Here is a 17,084-nt window from a genome sequence, read left to right on the forward strand (position 1 = left end):
TTTCCCTAGGCTACAAATTTTCTTGCCGGTTTGCCAACCAGGCCTCAAATGTCGTGTGTCCGTAACGCTGTTCGGGCACCAGGTTCTTTCCGTCACGCAGAAATCTGCCCATCTGTCCGGGCAGCGGCAGTTCGGTCACGAGGCCCCTGGCACCGGTTACGCGCTTCCAGGCGCCTGCCAGCGATCCCATGCTCAGCACCTCCGGCCCGCCGATTGTCCGCAACGCGTGGGCGTCACTGGTCGGCGGTTCCAGCGCGGCTTTCAGCAGCGCCGACGCAACGTCGGACGGGGCGATCGGCTGGAACCGGGCACCTTTGATCACCGGCACGAGGCCAATGCGGATACCCGCACCGAAAATCCCCGCCACCAGGCTGTGGAACTGCGTTGCCCGCACAGTGCGCGTGTCGAGCGGCGACCGCGCGTACACGCCCTCTTTGTCCGCTTTTGATCGGTAGTACGTGAGGGCGCTGCGGTCACAGTTAACGATGGAAAGCTGTACGGCCCTGGCCACGCCAGCCGCCGCGGCTTCGCCCAGCAGCAGCGCGCCGCCGGCCGCGTAGTGCCTGAGTGCTTTGCCGGTCCGCGCTTCCAGGCAATCGATGACGACGTCGGCCCCCGCCAGCGCTTCCGGCACCCCTTCTCCGGTGGTGACATCCGCGCGGAAGTACGCGGCGCCGTCGTAATACTCCCGCGCGTCCGGGAGCGGCGGGTTCCGAGTCAGAACGGCGACGGAGTGCCCCAGTCCAAGCGCCTGGCGCACCACTTCACGGCCGGCCTCACCAGTGCCGCCGGCTACGCAGATTCGGCTCATCCCGGCGCCGCCTGGGCCGGCATGGATGCCAGGCTACGCGCGGCGGCGCTGCAGGACGTCATCAAGGTTGCTCAGCGCACTCTGGGCCTTGGTCAGCGGCTTGGCGGGCGCGGCATTCGGGGAAGCTGCAGGAGGTGCGGCGGCCGTACCCTGCTTGAGTGAAGGCTTGCCCACGGACTTCGGTGCCTCGGGCAGCGCCAGCGGCTCGGGCGCCGGACGCTCGGCCTTGGCCGCTTCAACGTATGTCGGTCTGGGAACCTCCACCGGATCCCAGCTTGATTCAGGAGCCACCGGGCCCTGCACAGGGGCGGCGGCGCTTGCGTCGCCGGCCGCGAGGGCAACTGCCAGTGCAGCCTCGCGCAGTTCCACTGCGGTGAGGGGCTTGGGCTTGGGCGCCTCTGCTTCGGCGTCGAAGAGGGCACTTTCCCGAGGTTTCACGGGCTCCGGGGCGGGTTCCGTCTCCGCGGGGGGCTCGACGGACGACTCCCGGCTGACGGGCGAGCCCATGGCCGCCCTAAAGGCGGCGCTGACTTTCCTGCGCCGGTCACGGACGGCAAGCCGCCGCAAAACCACGACGGCGGCAACACCGGTCAGGAACGCCACGGCCGGAACCCAGGGGTTGCCGAGCCCGAACAGCCGCAGGACTCCGGCGACAATCGCCGTCAGGAAGGACAGCAAGCCGACGAAGGCGATCGCCGTCCGCCCGTAGCGGATCCGAAAAGCACCGGCCTCCTTGGCGGCAGGCCTATTGCCGGACGGACCCGGGGTGAGGCCTGTTGCTGGTTCGCTGCTCTTCCTGGTGTCCATGCGTTTCTCCTGCTGGGCGGCCATATACACGATCGTCCCGGCTTGCGGGTTTGCAGTTTCGGCGTCGGCGTTTTCCAACGTCAGGTCTCCGGCAGCCTGAAACTGATGCCGGCCGTTGCGGAGCACGTAAGGGGCAACCCAAACGATCCAGAGCGCAACAGCAGCCACAAGGATGACTGAGCTGCTAAGGGGGAAGTCCACACACAAAACCGTATGAGGAATGTTGGGGCTGTTGTGGCATTCGTCTCGGTGTGTCGCGGCCGAGCTTCAAATCATTGGACTTATGCACAGAACCCGGCCCTGACCAGCGGCTCCGCCGGTGAGCGGTCAGGCGGGCCTGACCCGCAGCCAGCGGCTGAGGAGGCCCTCCGGAACTTCCTCTGAAGTCAGGGCGAAGGAGCGGTGGTCTGCCCATTCCCCATTGATGTGCAGGTACCGCGGACGGTAGCCCTCGTCCCGGAAGCCGAGCTTTTCCACGACCCGCAGGCTGGGTCCGTTTTCGGGTCGGATGTTGATCTCCATCCGGTGCAGGCCAAGTGTCCGGAAGCAGTGATCGGTCGCCATCGCCACCGCCGTGGGAGCGATCCCGTGCCCGGCCCGTGCTTGATCCACCCAGTAGCCAAGCGTCGCCATCAGGGCTGACCCCCACACAATGGAGGAGACCGTCAGCTGTCCCACGATGACGGGGTCACGGTGTCCGGGTGTCCACTCCGCGATTACAAAGGGCAGCGCCGTGGCCTGGGCCGCCTGGGTGTTAAGTGACCTGACCATCTGGCGGTAATCGGGCAGCGAGCCGCCCGGGATCGGATTGGAGGCCTCCTAGGGCGCCAGCCAGTCGCTGTTGCGGGAACGGACCTCAGTCCACTCCTTCCGGTCCCGGTACCTGATCGGCCGCAGGACAAGGTCCCCGCACTCCAGCGTGACCGGCCAGATGTGGCTGACCCTCATGAAGGGTTACTTGGACAGCCGGGCGGCAACTTCCGGAAGCCAGGCACGCAGACCGGGTCCGAGGTCGTCGCTGTCGATGGCGAGCTCCACGCAGGCCTTGAGGTAGCTAAGCTTGTCCCCGGTGTCGTAGCGGCGGCCGCGGAAGACCACGCCGTACACACCGCCGCCTTCACCGTCCCGGCTGGCCAGCTCCTGCAGGGCATCCGTCAGCTGGATCTCGCCGCCGCGGCCAGGTTCGGTCTTTTCCAGCACATCGAAGACATCAGGGTGGAGCACATAGCGGCCTATGACAGCCAGGTTGGAGGGGGCCTCGTCGACGTCCGGCTTCTCCACGAGCTTGTTGATCCGGACAAAGCTTTCGCCATCAATTGCGGAGATGTCCGCGCAGCCATAGGCGCTGATCTGGGAAGGCTCCACTTCGATGAGGGCTACCACCGAACCGCCGGTCTTAGCCTGCACATCGATCATGATGCTGAGGAGATCGTCGCGGGCGTCGATGAGGTCGTCACCGAGGAGAACGGCGAACGGCTCGTAGCCCACGTGCTGGCGCGCACGCAGCACCGCGTGGCCCAGGCCTTTGGGGTCACCCTGGCGGACATAGTGGATGTCGCCCAGGTTGCTCGCGGCCTGGATCGACTCCAGCTTGGCCGTGTCGCCCTTGGCCTCCAGCGTCGCTTCCAGGGCCGGGACGCGGTCGAAGTGGTCCTCGAGCGCGCGCTTGTTGCGTCCGGTGATCATCAGGACGTCGCTCAGGCCAACCTTGACAGCCTCCTCGACGACGTACTGGATGGCCGGCTTGTCAACCACCGGCAGCATCTCCTTGGGCATGGCCTTGGTGGCAGGCAGGAACCTGGTGCCGAGCCCAGCAGCGGGGATTACGGCCTTGCGGACTGAACAATTAGTGGAAGTCACTGGTCTAATCTATCCGAGGGAACATTCATACGGTAAATGCATCCGGCATCGGCCCGGCCGCCTGCCGCTGCGACAAAGGATGACATCCATGCCAACAGGGACCATGCCGTCGAAGGACGGGATCCGTTCACGGCACCGGCAGATCCGGGCCACGATGACAGCAACAGACCTCTCAATCGCCGGCGACGGCATCGCCACCCATGGGCTGCCGTGGGCCGAAGCCATCGCCGCGGGCAAGCCTGCCACGTTCACCGCCTACCTCGGCGTCGATTTCGAACCGCCAACCCTTCCGCTGCTGCACGCACTGCATGAGGCCGGCCACAGCATCCTGCTCCCGGTCTGCGAACCGGACCGGGAACTCAGCTGGGTCTTCTGGACGCCCGACAGCGAGTTCATCCGCAGCAGGTATGCCCCCATCCAGGAACCTGCCGGTGAGCGCCACGGCCTGGATACGGTGCGGACTGCGGCCGGAATGTTCATGCCGGCAACGGCGGTGGACCGCAGCGGCAACCGGATTGGACAGGGCGGCGGCTACTACGACAAGTTTCTGGCTGCAGCCAACGCCGGCGGCCTGCACCTTCCGAAGGCCGCCATCATCTATGACTCCGAACTCCTGCCCGCTCAGTCCATCCCGGCTGAGGACTTTGACCGTCCCGTCGAGGCAGTCCTCATGCCCTCAGGGCTGGTAGCCTTCGCGTGACCTCGCCCGGGCGGGGTGATAGAATTGGCACTCAGGCCCTGCGACTGCTAATGGAGGCATTTCCGCCGCGGTGATCCGTCAAGGAGAATCCGGGAAATGAAGCCAGGCAGCACGGGACCTGTCGTTTGTCCAAGAGGAGGATCTACAGTGCCCACGTATGCCTATGCCTGCAAGGATTGCAGCCATGCTTTCGACATCGTGCAGTCTTTCACCGACAGCACTCTGACGTCCTGCCCCGAATGCCAGGGCACGCTGCGCAAGAAGTTCAACAGCGTCGGCGTGGTCTTCAAGGGCTCCGGCTTCTACCGGACTGATTCGCGCGACTCCAAGGGAAGCACCGTCTCGCCCTCCCCCGCTGCGTCAGCGCCGGCCGCCCCGGCAGCCTCCTCGTCAGCTGCATCATCCGCTGCCCCGGCAGCTGCGGCCGCGAGCTAGACGGATTTCTGCGGCACCGGCCGCCTTCAAGCAATAGAGTCCGGCCGGGATTACCCGGCCGGACTCTATTGCTTCGGCCGGGTTCCCGCCGGCCTCAAGTGTCGGTGCGGGCAGCCTTCCGACACGCCTCGGGGGCGCCTTTTCCACATACGCCTGCCTGCACCTGTCGTGAGGCGAGGGATGGCCCGTAGCGTGGCGGCATGCCAGCTACCGGAATTTTCCCTGCAAGGGCATCCCGCCCGGCCGTTCGTCCCGGCCGCGGCAGCACATTGCCCGGTTCTGCCGCCCGCCCGCGCCCGCGCGGACGGCGCTTCGCGGGATGGCTGAACCGTAACCGCCGTCTTGCCGTGGCACTCCTCCTCTGCGCGGCCGCGGGGATCGCCGTCCACCAGCTCACTCCTGCCCCTGCCCAGACCGTGAGCGTCCTGGCCGCTGCCCGTGACCTTCCAGCCGGAGCGAACCTGGCCGGAACTGATGTCAGGACCGTCAGCGTTCCGCCGGCCATGGTGCCGGACGGGACTTTCGCGGACAGCGCCGGAGTGGACGGCAAGCAGCTGGCAGTGCCGCTTCGCGAGGGGCAGCTCCTTACTGATGCGCAGCTGGTGGGGCCAGGCCTGCTGACGGGGGCGCCGCCCGGGTCCGCTGCGGTGCCGCTGCGGATGGCGGACCCGTCATCCATCCAGCTGGTGTCCCCCGGACAACTCGTGAACGTCGTCCTGACAAGCGGCAACGGTTATGAGCAGGCATCAGCCTCGAAGGTGCTCGCCACGTCAGTTCCCGTCCTGTGGACCTCCGGCCAGGAAGGCCGGGCCAGCCAGTGGCTTGCTGCCGGGGATTCGGACGGGCTGCTGGTGGTGGCCGCCACCCCTGCGCAGGCCAGTGCCTTGGCGGGGGCGTCAACCCAGGGAAAGCTGTTTTTCGTACTGGTGGGATCCGGTGCCCGGTGAGCCGGCCCGTGCGATTCCCCTGGCTGGTGGGAATCCAGTCGCTGGCAGGCATCCTCCCGCTCGCGGGATTCCGCAGCGTGTTTGCCCGGTTGCTCAGCCCCAGTGCGGTGGCTTCTGCTCCTTCAGCCAAGCGTCGTGGTCGTTGCCGGATTCTGCGTCGCCCCAGGTCCGGGGATCGTCCTCGGCTGCCCTCTTGGGGACCACGCCGGTCCTCGGCTGCCCGCCCGTCTTGTCGCGGCGAGACGTTGCGGGCGTCTCCTGGCTTACGGACTGCGCATTCTTGCGCTCGGTCTCATCCTTGCGCCCGGTCCCGTTGTTGCGCTCGGCCCCGCCGTCGGATGTCACAGCGGGCCCTCCTTCCGTTCCGTGCCTGGCCGTTTCAAGCCGGGCCCAGAGCCGAAGCCTACTCCGGCGCGGGCTGCGTCGGAATCGGAATCGTCCCTGTCGCCGTCCGCCTGGCCGGCGCCAGCATGATCCGTATCCCTCTGGTCACCGTCCCTCTGGTCACCGTCCCTCTGGTCACCGTCCCTCTGGTCAGTGTCCCTCTGGTCAGCGTCGCTCTGACCGGCGCCCGCCTGATCAAAGTCGCTCTGGTCAGCGCCTGTCGGATCAGCGTCAGTCTGGTCCGCATCCGAGGAGTGCGCGTCCGCCAGGACCGCCTCGGCGGCGCCCTGGTCGGGTGCTTCCCGGCCGCTCTGGTCCGCATCGTGACCGTTCGGGTCGTCACCGAATCCGCCGTCTGTGTCTTGGTACGGGCCCTCCTCCCCCTGTTCGGGCTCCAAGTCGCCCACCGCAAGGGTACTGACGTCGTCATCCAGGAAGAATCCCGGCGCCCCCACGGAACGCAGCGCAGGGGCAGGCTTCTCAAGCCCGAGGTACCCGCCGATCCTGTCGGCGCAGGCCGAGGGATCTGTGAAGACCTCGATGGTCCACAGCGGCATATACCGCCAGCCGAGCCGCTCCAGCAGCTGGGGGCGCAGCCGGCTGCGTTCCCGGACTGTCATCTGCCGGTACTGCTCGGTGCCGTCCGATTCGATGGCTACCGGGCGTGGAATGTCGGCCTCGTCCTGGCCCATGGTGCTGAGCGGGTCGGCCGCGGCCACTACGTCGATTGCGCCGTCGTACTGGTGCCATACGCGGGCACCGCGGGCACGCAGCCGGTCGCCGAGATCAGCAACCAGCGGATCAGCGCCCAACGCCTGTTCACTTGCCGCTGCCCTGGACGCAGGCGTCCCCAGGTCCGTGTTGCCGGAGATCTCCCGGTCCAGAAGTTCGAAGAGATCGACGGCGCCGTGGGCCAGCCGTGTCCGGTCAAGGTCCTCCGGTTTGAAGCACGTCAGGACGTGGAGCGACTGCCGTGCCCGGGTCATGGCCAGGGCGAACTTGGCCCGGCCGCCCTCGGCGGACAGCGGACCGAAGCTGTGCAGGGCACGGCCGTGCGGTGTCCGCCCGTAGCCCGGCGAGAAGATCACGCGGTCGCGGACCAGCCCCTGGGCACGCTCCAGGTCCACAACCCGGAAGGATTCATCACCTGCCGTGAAGAAGCCGGACAGCGACGGATGGTTGGGCAGCTGCAGCCGGATGGACTCGCCAATCCGTGCCGCGTGCCGGAGGCTGGCGGTCACCACCGCCAGCGATGTCCGGGGACGGAGCCGCGCGTGCTCGAACACGAGCTCCACCACCCGGTTGACCTCGGCCACCACCGATTCGACGCCCTCGTGGTCGGCGCTGGGCAGTCCCGTGCCGTCGGGCAGGTACTCCACCGTCAGGGCACGGTCCAGTCCCGTGGCCGACTGCCCTTCGGGGAGCCGGCGGAGCCGTCCGTCGTAAAAGTTCTTGCTCAACTGCAGCACCAGGTCCTCGTCCACCGCGCGGTAGACAGAGCGCAGCGGCGCCGTCGGCAGCACTGCCGAAAGTGCGGTGAACGCGCTTTCGACACTCTGGTGCGACTGTTCGCCGGCGGCAAGCCGCTCCACGGCCACGGTAAAGGTGCGGGGGCTGGCGATCCTGTCGTCGCCAAAGGCGATCACCTGCTTGGCGCGGGCGACGGCCGGGAGGACCGCCTGCAGCGAGGTTGCCTCGGCGTCGAGGATCACCACAGCGTCAAACTTCTGCTCGGCAGGCAGGAGGCCGGTCATGAGGTAGGGGCTGACCGACCAGACTGGCACCAGCATGGGAACCAGCCCCGGTGCCTGCGCCGTCAGCGCGGCCAGCGTGACCCGCCCGTCCTTGAGCAGGCTCCGGAGCAGGTCCGCCTGGCGGGCATGCTCCTCGATGCCCGCGCGCCAGCGCTCAGCCAGCTTCCACCGCAGCCGCCCGGCACCGCTGGCGATGTGTGCGTTGTCCGCGAGCCGGTACTCGGCCTCCAGCTGGCGCAGCGCATCGCCGTCGGACATGGCCAGGTAGTCGTCACCGCTGATCATCGCCTCGAGCGCCGACTGCCACCAGGCCAGGTCAAGTTCGGCAGCGACGGATTCGGCCCCGACCTCGCGCTCCGAGAGGTCTGCCAGCAGCTCCCCCAGCCCGTGCTCGCGCATGTTTTCGATGAGCAGGGTGCGCTCGGGCAGGGTCTGCAGCGTCTGTGTGTCCGCGACCAGCCGTTCCAGACGCTCCATGAGCTCCGGGTACGGAATGTTTTCGAGCGAACCGCCCGCAGCCGTGTGCCGCAGGGCATCACCCAGCATCTTCATCTCGCGGGTCAGTCCGCGGTGCATGATGCTGATTTCCGCGAGGCCGGACGGCACCGCCGGATGCCGCTGTGTGGTAGCGTATCCGGCCCATTGGGCGCGCTGTTCCTGGACCAGCACCAGCGAACTGTGAAGATCGGCAATGTGCACGCCCGGGCGGACGTACTCCTTGGCCACCCGGCGCAGGCGGGACCGCTGCATGGAGGCCATGTCGATGCCGCGTTCCCTGCGCCAGGACGAGGACGCCGTCGCGGAAATCAGGTCGGTCACGGGGCGGTCAAAAATGTCCGGGGTGAATTTGTCCAGGCTTTCGCGGACGGCCACCAGGAGTTTGAGCTGGGAGCCCCACTCGGCGAAGGTGGTGCCCAGGCGGATTTCGGCGTGGCTGGCCACGTCCTTCATCCGTTCCTGCAGCAGCGGCAGCTTGTTCGCCACCGCACGCGCCAGCTCCTGCGCTTCCTCGGTTTCCTTGCGGGTCACCAGCCGTGCACCGTGCCAGGGGCTGGTGGTCGATGCCCTGCTGAACGCACCGAGTTCGGCGGCGCGCTTCAGCCGGCCGGCCAGCTCCTCGCGGTCCCGGATGCTATCCAGGACGCTGCGCTTGAGGCGGACGGTGGTGGCGGGGGCGGGCTGGATGGACGTCAGCTCCGCGAGCGACTGCATGGCCTGGTACGGCGAGCAGCCCCACCGCTGCCGCACGTTGTGCAGCGACGCGACGTGGTCCACCAGCGCATGGCGGTGCTCGGTCAGCGTCTTGTGCAGGCTCCCGAGCTGCGGCTGCTGGGCCTTCTCGTTGCGCACAATGGCACGCACCAGCTGGCCCTTGAGCTGCTGCGGTGTTGCGTTTCCGGACAGCTGGAAAAGGATGGAGTCCAGGCCCAGGTTTTCGAGGCGTCCGGCCACTTCGTTGAGACTGGCACGCCGGTCCCCCACCACCAAGACGGTTTTGCCTTCGTCCACGAGCGCACCGATGGTGTTGATCGCCGTCTGCGTCTGGCCGGTGCCGGGCGGGCTGCTCACCACCAGCGAATCCCCTGCCCTGACGGCGTCGATCACATACTGCTGGTCGGCGTCGGCGTCCAGGAGAAGCAGCTCCTCGGCCGGGTCCCGCTCGTCCACGCTGGGAAAGCGCCCGGGCTGGAGCGCAGGCACATCGGCGATTTCGCCGGACGCGGCCTTGGCCAGCGAGGCCACCAGCGCGTTCTGCCCGTTGATCCACGGATCGTCAAGGTTGCCGGAAAGGTCCGCGAAGGTCGAGACGAGCAGGTTGTGCTCCACGTCAGCGCCGTGGATCGGCTTGACCAGGGTGCTGATCCGGTCCAGCACGGGCAGGGGGTCGAACCGGGCTGTGCTGTACGCCATCCGTGTCACGGCGTTGACGTCGAACACGATCCCGTGGATGGTTTTCAGGTGCCGGACCAGGGCCGGATTAATGCGGGCCTGCTCCGTGAGCTGAAGTTCGTAGTCGTCTTCCCCGGGGCGGATGGTGAGCGACATGGCCGTCAGCATCACCGGCGCCGAGACGCGCTGCGGTTTCCCGCCCACGGCGGAGGTCCACACCACGGTGCCAGCCGAGAAGTACCCGGCCTCGATGCCGCGGTCATTGGCCAGTTCGAAAATCTTCGAGCGCAGGTTCCGGCAGGCCCGGGCGGCCACGACGTACTGTTGCTGGTCGCGGATCAGCGTGGAGAGCCGCGTCCGGCGCCCGGCCATGAGCTGCGCCAGGCCCGAAGGGTGCGCGTGGGTGAGGTCGATGGAACCCTCGGGCGTTTTGGTGAAGCGCAGCATGGTGTCTGCCCCCGTAACGGGCTTGAGCCCGGACAGCCACTTCCTGAGCTCCTCCGAACCCTCGGAGTCGACCTGACCTACTGACACTACTGCCTTCTTTTCTGAGCTTGCGCGTGACGCCTTGGACCATACGGGCATAGTTTCGAGCGTAGCCGGAAACCGCCGCGGTTGAGAGACCGCAACACTGGGTCGGCCCAAGTTGCGGCGCATTTCGCACCGTTGCCCGCCATCCAGGATCCGATACCCGGGAATGCAAAATGGCCGGCCTCCCTGCGGAGGCCGGCCATTTTCACAACGCTATTCCCACTCGATGGTTCCCGGCGGCTTGCTGGTGACGTCGAGCACCACGCGGTTGACGCCGTCGACCTCGTTAGTGATTCGGTTGGAGATCCGGGCCAGCAGGTCGTAGGGAAGCCGCGACCAGTCGGCCGTCATGGCGTCCTCGGAGGAGACGGGGCGCAGCACGATCGGGTGGCCGTAGGTACGGCCGTCGCCCTGGACACCCACGCTCCGGACATCCGCGAGGAGAACCACGGGCATCTGCCAGACGTCGTTGTCGAGTCCGGCAGCGGTCAGTTCTGCGCGGGCGATGGCGTCTGCCTTGCGCAGAAGGTCCAGGCGTTCCTTGGTGACCTCGCCGACGATGCGGATTCCCAGGCCGGGGCCGGGGAACGGCTGGCGGCCAACGATCTCCTGGGGCAGGCCGAGCTGGGCGCCCACGGCGCGCACCTCGTCCTTGAACAGGGCGCGCAGCGGCTCAACGAGCTCGAACTGCAGGTCCTCGGGCAGTCCGCCCACGTTGTGGTGGCTCTTGATGTTCGCTGCGCCCTCGCCGCCGCCGGATTCGACGACGTCCGGGTACAGGGTGCCCTGCACGAGGAACTTGATCTTTTCACCGTGTGCCGCTGCCTCGGCGATGATCGCCAGTTCGGCTTCTTCGAACGCACGGATAAACTCGCGGCCGATGATCTTGCGTTTGGTCTCGGGGTCGCTGACGCCGGCCAGTGCGGCCTGGAAGCGCTCCTGCTCGTTGGCCACGTAGAGCTTCACACCGGTGGCGGCAACGAAGTCGCGCTCCACCTGCTCGGCCTCGCCTTCGCGAAGCAGCCCGTGGTCCACGAAGACACAGGTGAGCTGGTCGCCGACGGCGCGCTGGACAAGGGCTGCGGCAACAGCGGAGTCCACACCGCCGGAGAGGCCGCAGATGACACGGGCATCGCCGACCTGCTTGCGGATGCGCTCCACCTGCTCCTCGAGGATGTTGCCCGTGGTCCAGTTCGGTTCCAGCTTGGCACCCTTGAACAGGAAGTTCTCCAGGACCTGCTGGCCGTAGGCCGAGTGCTTTACCTCGGGGTGCCACTGCACGCCGTACAGGCACTTCTCCTCATTGGCGAAGGCGGCAACTTCAGCGCCCGCTGTGGTGGCCAGCACCTCAAAGCCCTCGGGAGCCTCGTGTACGGAGTCACCGTGACTCATCCAGGTGTTCTGGTGCTGCGGCATTCCTTCGAGGACGGAACGGCCTTCGCCGAGGATGGTGGTCTGGGTGGAGCCGTACTCCCGCAGGCCGGTCTTGTCCACCTTGCCGCCGAGGGCGTTGGCCATGGCCTGGAAGCCGTAGCAGATGCCGAAGACCGGAACACCGGCCTCGAAGAGGTCGGCGCCGACGCTCGGGGCACCATCGGCATAGACGCTGGCGGGTCCGCCGGAGAGGATGATTGCGGCGGGGTTCTTGGCCAGGAGCTGCTCAGTGCTGTAGGTATGCGGAACCACTTCCGAATACACATTCGCTTCCCGGACGCGGCGGGCAATCAGCTGCGCGTACTGGGCACCGTAGTCAACAACCAGCACCGGCTTCTGGGAAGTTTGGGATGCAGTGGGAGTAGTCACCGTACTAGCCTACTTTGCGTGATTGCCCCGACGCATCTTCAGCGGGCCCGCTGTGACGGACGGAACGCTGATCAGCAGCGGTTGGGATCAGTAGCGGCTGGCGGCCTGCGGGTTGGCGGCGAGTTCGGCCTCCACTTCGGCGTGGAACTTCTTCTCCACGATGAAGGACAGGAACGGGACCACGCCGCCGAGTGCCAGCAGGATCATTTTGGCGAACGGCCAGCGCATCAGCGTCCAAAGCCGGAAGTTGGACATGAGGTACACGACGTACATCCAGCCGTGGACGATGAGAACGGTCACGGACACGTTGAACCCGCCAAGGACGCCCTTCGGTTCCGCCTGCGCGAAGCCGAAGCCGAACGGCTGGCCGGTCAGGGCGTCCGTTCCGCCGGCGAAGAGGTACTGGCCGAAGCCGTAGCGGGCCACCAGCTCCGCGCACAGCAGCAGCAGCATGGCACCCGTGAGGTAGGCCATGACCTTGTAGAACTTCAGGGCGGAGCGGATCTGTGCCTCCGTGCCGCCGAAGCGTCGCTTCTTCGCCGCCCCGGTGGGGTTCGAGGGCTGGATGGCCGGCTTGGGTTCGATCATGGCTGTACCTTTTGTTGGATCTCGTTGGGTTGGGTAGGTTCTGGCCCGTCGTGGCTGTGGCCACCGGCGTCGTGGTCCTCGGCGTCCTCGAGGCTTCTGCGGTAATCGTCCTTGACCAGCCGCCACCAGATGAACAGGGCAAATCCGGCAAAAACGATCCACTCCACGGAGTAGAACAGGTTCAGCCAGTTGACCTTCTCGGCCGGCGGCTGGGCAGGGATGCTGAGCGGCTCCAGGCCGCTGCCGGCGGCAGCACCGACGTCGGCCGTTCCTGACTTTTCCGCCGTGGCGGAAACGAACGCGGGGTAACTGCTGACGTTCCAGGCGTTGATGAGTTCAGCCACCGAGACTGCCGACGCGTGGCCGGGTTCAGGGGCCGCGTTGGGCACCGGAGCTTCGGACGGCAGAAGCCGTCCGGTCAGCCTGATAACGCCCGACGGCGGAGCGCTGGCGTCAGCGGGGTCAGCGATCCAGCCGCGGGCCACCGGTATGTAGGTTTTAGGTGAGGCTGCCGCGCCCTTGAGCACCGGGGCGTCCGTCACGGCGAATGCCGTGACCACCCAGTATCCGGTCTTGCCATCCTTCAGCCGGCCCGCAACCAGGACCTGCTTCGCGGGGTCGTAGGTGCCGGACGCCTCGACCATCTGGTCCGCCACCGAACCACGGAAGAAGTCACCGGGCTGCAGGGTTTTCGTTAAGGCCTGGACCTGCTCCGTGGCGGGGTTGACAGGTACTTCAGGCTGCGTGGAACGGCCGAACTGCCACTGACTCAGGAGCACAAAGACACCCGAAACGGCGATCGCAAAGACCAGGCCTGCGATCCACCGGGGCTGGAGGGCTGTTTTCCACACCCCTTAACGTTACTTCGTCCTTGTGTAGAACAACGAAACGAGAGTGGGGCAGCGGGGTCCCTGCGTGGCGACGAAGTCGGACACGAAAGGGCCTGCCCCTAGAGTGGGGCAGCGGGGTCCCTGCGTGGCGACGAAGTCGGACACGAAATTGCGTGGCGACGAAGTCGACACGAAAGGGCCTGCCCCAATCTCTAGTGATCGAAGAAGACCAGGCTTGAGTTGATGAGCTCAGCGATGACCTCGGCGTCGTAGGCCCGGCGCAGCGATTCGCGGAACGATTCCTTGGACAGCGACCTCGCCAGGGTGGCGAGCACCTCAAGGTGGTCGGAGAACGAGCTCGCCGGCGTGGCAATGAGCAGGACCACGGTGGCCGGACCGTCAGAGGCGCCAAAGTCCAGGGCCTTGCCGTACTTGGTGATTCCGACGGCGATCGAGGTCTCGGAAACGAATTCGCTGCGGGCGTGCGGCAGGCCAACTCCCCCGGGCAGGCCGGTGGCCAGCTGGTGCTCACGGGCGTTGACGTGCGCCAGGAAGCCCTCGAGGTCTGAGACGCGGCCGGCATCGTAGAGTTTCCGGGCCAGCTGGCCGGCCGCATCCACTTTGTCCTCGGCATCCATTTCGAGGATCACCATGTCCGGTGTGGTGAGTTCCGCGTCGTAACGGTCCAGTGGTTCCGCCAAGTGGTGTCCCTTCAGTGAGGCCGGGGCCTGTCCGGCGGCGGTTTGCGAGCTCAGCGGAGCGGGACGATGTCCTCCGCACCCAGCCGGGCAGCATCGGCCGATTCGTCATCGGGCTGCTGCTGACTGAGCCGTTCGGCTTCCACCCGCGCAAGGTAATGCTTGATTTCGCTTTCCCGCTGCGCATCGCTCCAGCCAAGAATTTCTCCCATAAGCTTAGCGACTACCGGGACGGCAGACACACCGCGGTCCCACGCCTCGATGGAAATCCGGGTGCGCCGGGTCAGGACGTCGTGCACGTGCCGGGCGCCCTCGTGGGTTGCCGCGTAGACAGCCTCGGCCTGCAGGTAGTCGTCCGCGCCGGGCAGCGGTTCCGCCAGTTCGGGCCGGTCCTGGATGAGCGCAAGCACCTCCGATGCCATGGATCCGTAGCGGTTCAGCAGGTGCTCAACGCGTGCCACGTGCACCCCGGATTCCTCGGCAGTCCGGTTGCGGCGGTTCCAGGCAGCCTTGAACCCGCTCGCCCCCAGCAGCGGGATGGTTTCGGTGCAGCTCGGGGGCACGCGCTCGTCCATGCTGCGGGCGGCTTCGTCCACGGCATCCTTGGCCATGACTCGGTACGTGGTCCACTTGCCGCCGGCCACCACCACCAGGCCGGGCACGGGATGGGCCACGATGTGCTCGCGGGAGAGTTTGGCCGTGGAGTCGCTTTCCCCGGCCAGCAGCGGCCGCAGCCCGGCGTAGACACCCTCCACGTCTTCCCGGGTGAGGGGGCGTTTGAGGACCTTGTTGACGTGTTCCAGCAGGTAGTCGATGTCCTTGCTGGACGCCGCCGGGTGGGCCTTGTCCAGCCGCCAGTCGGTGTCGGTGGTGCCGATGATCCAGTGCCGCCCCCACGGGATGACGAACAGCACGGACTTCTCGGTCCGCAGGATCAGCCCGACCGTCGACTGGAAACGGTCCCTCGGCACCACCAGATGGATGCCCTTGGAGGCGCGCACCTTCAGCTGGCCCCGCTCGGTGACCATGGCCTGGGTTTCGTCGGTCCAGACCCCGGTGGCGTTGATGACCTGCTTGGCGCGGATGTTGAAGTGGGATCCGTCTTCGCGGTTGACTACCTTGGCGCCCACCACACGCTCGCCCTCGCGCAGGAAGTCGACGACGGCGGTCTGGTTGACCGCGTGCGCCCCGTAGTAGGCGGCGGTCCGCACCAGGTTTGCCACGTACTTGGCGTCGTCCACCTGGCCGTCGTAGTAGCGGATCGATCCGATGAAGGCGTCGTCCTTCAGGCTCGGGGCGGCCCGCAGTGTGCCCCGGCGCGAGAGATGCTTGTGGAACGGAACGCCGCGCTTGTGCCCGCCGGAAATCGACATGATGTCGTACAGCGCTATGCCGGCGCCGATGTACGGCCGCTCGACGACGTGTTTGGTCAGCGGGTACAGGAACGGCACCGGCCGGGCAAGGTGCGGGGCGAGCTCGGAAAGCAGCAGCCCCCGTTCCTGGAGCGCCTCCTTCACGAGGGCGAAGTCGAGCATTTCCAGGTAACGGAGGCCGCCGTGGATGAGCTTGGAGGACCGGGACGACGTCCCGGCGGCCCAGTCGCTGGCTTCCACGATGCCGACGTTCAGCCCGCGGGTCACGGCGTCAAGGGCCACCCCGGTGCCGACGATGCCGCCGCCGACGATAAGGATGTCCAGTTCCTTGCCCGGCTCCGCCGAAGCCTTCAGCGCGGCAAGCGCGGCCTCCCGCGCCTCGGGGCCCAACGCTCCCCTGTTCGTCGCCGGACGTTCACCGAAACCGGTCATGACGGGCCTCCATCCTCATCGCACGCTGTAGTTCACCAGAGTACTTCGTACGTCTGCCGATGGGCAGGGTGCGGGTGGAGGGCTGTGGATCAGTTTCCGGCGTAGGGCGAAACCACGACGTCGACCCGCTGGAACTCCTTGAGGTCCGAATAGCCGGTGGTGGCCATGGAGCGGCGGAGTGCACCGATCAGGTTGGAGGTTCCGTTGGTGTGGTGGCCCGGCCCGAAGAGCACCTCTTCGAGCGGACCGACGGTTCCGATGTTGACCCTGTCGCCGCGGGGCAGTTCCAGGTGGTGGGCTTCCTGGCCCCAGTGCCAGCCCTTTCCGGGGGCCTCCTCCGCCCGGGCGAGGGCGGTGCCGAGCATGACGGCGTCGGCGCCCATGGCGATGGCCTTGACGATGTCGCCGGAGGTGCCCATGCCGCCGTCGGCAATGACGTGGACGTAGCGTCCGCCGGACTCATCCATGTAGTCGCGGCGGGCGGCGGCGACGTCGGAGATCGCGGAGGCCATCGGCGAGTGGATGCCGAGGGCGCGGCGCGTGGTGGTGGTGGCGCCGCCGCCGAATCCGACCAGGACGCCGGCCGCACCGGTGCGCATGAGGTGCAGGGCGGGCGTGTAGCCGGCGGCACCGCCCACGATGACGGGGACGTCGAGTTCGTAGATGAACTGCTTGAGGTTCAGCGGCTCGTGGTCCTTCGAGACGTGCTCGGCGGAAACCGTGGTCCCGCGGATCACAAAGATGTCGACGCCGGCGGCCACCACGGTCTTGTAGTGTTCCTGGGTCCGCTGCGGCGTCAGCGACCCGGCCACGGTGATACCCGCGGCGCGGATTTCGGCAAGGCGCGACGTGATCAGCTCGGGCTGGATCGGTGCCTGGTAGAGCTCCTGCATCCGGCGGGTGACGGCCGGGCTGTTGGTTTCGTCGGCCAGCGCCCCGATCTCGTCCAGCACGGACTGTGGATCCTCGTACCGGGTCCAGAGGCCCTCAAGGTCCAGCACGCCCAGGCCGCCGAGCTTGCCGAGCGTGATGGCCGTCGCGGGGGACATGGCGGAGTCCATGGGTGCCGCGATGACGGGCATGTCGAACTTGTAGGCATCGATCTGCCACGAGACGGAGACGTCCTTGGGGTCACGGGTGCGACGGTTGGGGACGATCGCAATGTCGTCCAGGGAGTAGGCACGACGCCCACGCTTGCCACGGCCAATCTCAATCTCGTAAGTCACTGCTCTAGGTTATCC

General features: G+C 66.9%; 14 protein-coding genes and 1 pseudogene. 3 read left to right on the forward strand and 12 right to left on the reverse strand.

Annotated features, from left to right (window positions below):
* Positions 1-10: 10 nt before the first annotated feature.
* From ARGLB_RS18060 to galU, 4 genes and pseudogenes are all read right to left on the reverse strand, one after another.
* A complete protein-coding gene (locus tag ARGLB_RS18060) occupies positions 11-811 on the reverse strand; it encodes an SDR family oxidoreductase (RefSeq protein WP_003805242.1) in 801 nt (266 codons plus the stop codon).
* Positions 812-844: 33 nt separating this feature from the next.
* On the reverse strand, positions 845-1,819 hold the full coding sequence (locus ARGLB_RS18065; protein ID WP_003805244.1) for a hypothetical protein: 975 nt from the start codon (positions 1,817-1,819) through the stop codon (positions 845-847).
* Between the two features lie 126 nt (positions 1,820-1,945).
* Positions 1,946-2,566: pseudogene (locus tag ARGLB_RS18070) on the reverse strand (GNAT family N-acetyltransferase).
* 6 nt (positions 2,567-2,572) lie between these two features.
* Positions 2,573-3,478: a UTP--glucose-1-phosphate uridylyltransferase GalU gene (gene galU, locus ARGLB_RS18075; RefSeq protein WP_003805248.1), complete on the reverse strand. Its 906-nt coding sequence runs from the start codon at positions 3,476-3,478 to the stop codon at positions 2,573-2,575.
* Positions 3,479-3,566: 88 nt separating this feature from the next.
* Here galU and ARGLB_RS18080 point away from each other — a divergent pair, with 88 nt between their 5' ends.
* The 3 genes from ARGLB_RS18080 (at position 3,567) to cpaB (ending at position 5,560) form a co-directional block, all read left to right on the forward strand.
* A complete protein-coding gene (locus tag ARGLB_RS18080; RefSeq protein ID WP_003805250.1) occupies positions 3,567-4,178 on the forward strand; it encodes a 5-formyltetrahydrofolate cyclo-ligase in 612 nt (203 codons plus the stop codon).
* A gap of 147 nt (positions 4,179-4,325) precedes the next feature.
* On the forward strand, positions 4,326-4,613 hold the full coding sequence (locus ARGLB_RS18085) for an FmdB family zinc ribbon protein (RefSeq protein WP_003805252.1): 288 nt from the start codon (positions 4,326-4,328) through the stop codon (positions 4,611-4,613).
* A 347-nt stretch (positions 4,614-4,960) separates the two neighbouring features.
* The gene (cpaB, locus tag ARGLB_RS18090; RefSeq protein WP_003805254.1) at positions 4,961-5,560 is read left to right on the forward strand and encodes a Flp pilus assembly protein CpaB; all 600 of its coding nucleotides are present in this window, start codon (positions 4,961-4,963) and stop codon (positions 5,558-5,560) included.
* 93 nt (positions 5,561-5,653) lie between these two features.
* Here the strand turns inward: cpaB and ARGLB_RS18095 are convergent, their stop codons facing one another.
* The 8 genes from ARGLB_RS18095 to ARGLB_RS18130 form a co-directional block, all read right to left on the reverse strand.
* Positions 5,654-5,905, reverse strand: coding sequence for a hypothetical protein (locus tag ARGLB_RS18095; protein ID WP_003805255.1), 252 nt, complete (start codon positions 5,903-5,905; stop codon positions 5,654-5,656).
* Positions 5,902-10,173, reverse strand: a complete 4,272-nt coding sequence (locus ARGLB_RS18100) for an AAA family ATPase (RefSeq protein ID WP_245531559.1) — start codon at positions 10,171-10,173, stop codon at positions 5,902-5,904. Before ARGLB_RS18100 ends, ARGLB_RS18095 begins: the two co-directional genes overlap by 4 nt.
* 159 nt (positions 10,174-10,332) lie before the next feature.
* Complete coding sequence (gene guaA, locus ARGLB_RS18105) at positions 10,333-11,922, reverse strand: glutamine-hydrolyzing GMP synthase (protein WP_003805262.1); 1,590 nt, start codon at positions 11,920-11,922, stop codon at positions 10,333-10,335.
* Between the two features lie 87 nt (positions 11,923-12,009).
* Positions 12,010-12,510 carry a DUF3817 domain-containing protein gene (locus ARGLB_RS18110; protein WP_003805264.1) on the reverse strand — a complete coding sequence of 167 codons (501 nt, stop codon included), beginning with the start codon at positions 12,508-12,510 and terminating at the stop codon, positions 12,010-12,012.
* On the reverse strand, positions 12,507-13,361 hold the full coding sequence (locus ARGLB_RS18115; protein WP_003805266.1) for an SURF1 family protein: 855 nt from the start codon (positions 13,359-13,361) through the stop codon (positions 12,507-12,509). Before ARGLB_RS18115 ends, ARGLB_RS18110 begins: the two co-directional genes overlap by 4 nt.
* A 191-nt stretch (positions 13,362-13,552) precedes the next feature.
* On the reverse strand, positions 13,553-14,041 hold the full coding sequence (locus ARGLB_RS18120; RefSeq protein ID WP_003805268.1) for a PTS sugar transporter subunit IIA: 489 nt from the start codon (positions 14,039-14,041) through the stop codon (positions 13,553-13,555).
* A 50-nt stretch (positions 14,042-14,091) separates the two neighbouring features.
* Complete coding sequence (locus ARGLB_RS18125) at positions 14,092-15,843, reverse strand: glycerol-3-phosphate dehydrogenase/oxidase (protein WP_003805270.1); 1,752 nt, start codon at positions 15,841-15,843, stop codon at positions 14,092-14,094.
* A gap of 89 nt (positions 15,844-15,932) precedes the next feature.
* The gene (locus tag ARGLB_RS18130; RefSeq protein WP_003805272.1) at positions 15,933-17,069 is read right to left on the reverse strand and encodes a GuaB3 family IMP dehydrogenase-related protein; all 1,137 of its coding nucleotides are present in this window, start codon (positions 17,067-17,069) and stop codon (positions 15,933-15,935) included.
* Between the last annotated feature and the right edge of the window lie 15 nt (positions 17,070-17,084).

The organism is Arthrobacter globiformis NBRC 12137, assembly GCF_000238915.1.
In the GTDB taxonomy this organism is placed as follows: Bacteria; Actinomycetota; Actinomycetes; order Actinomycetales; family Micrococcaceae; genus Arthrobacter; species Arthrobacter globiformis.

Coding starts and splice junctions, on each gene's coding strand:
- ARGLB_RS18100 (WP_245531559.1), bottom strand. CDS start 10,173: ATGCCCGTATGGTCCAAGGCGTCACGCGCAAGCTCAGAAAAGAAGGCA.
- ARGLB_RS18110 (WP_003805264.1), bottom strand. CDS start 12,510: ATGATCGAACCCAAGCCGGCCATCCAGCCCTCGAACCCCACCGGGGCG.
- ARGLB_RS18125 (WP_003805270.1), bottom strand. CDS start 15,843: ATGACCGGTTTCGGTGAACGTCCGGCGACGAACAGGGGAGCGTTGGGC.
- ARGLB_RS18060 (WP_003805242.1), bottom strand. CDS start 811: ATGAGCCGAATCTGCGTAGCCGGCGGCACTGGTGAGGCCGGCCGTGAA.
- ARGLB_RS18080 (WP_003805250.1), top strand. CDS start 3,567: ATGCCAACAGGGACCATGCCGTCGAAGGACGGGATCCGTTCACGGCAC.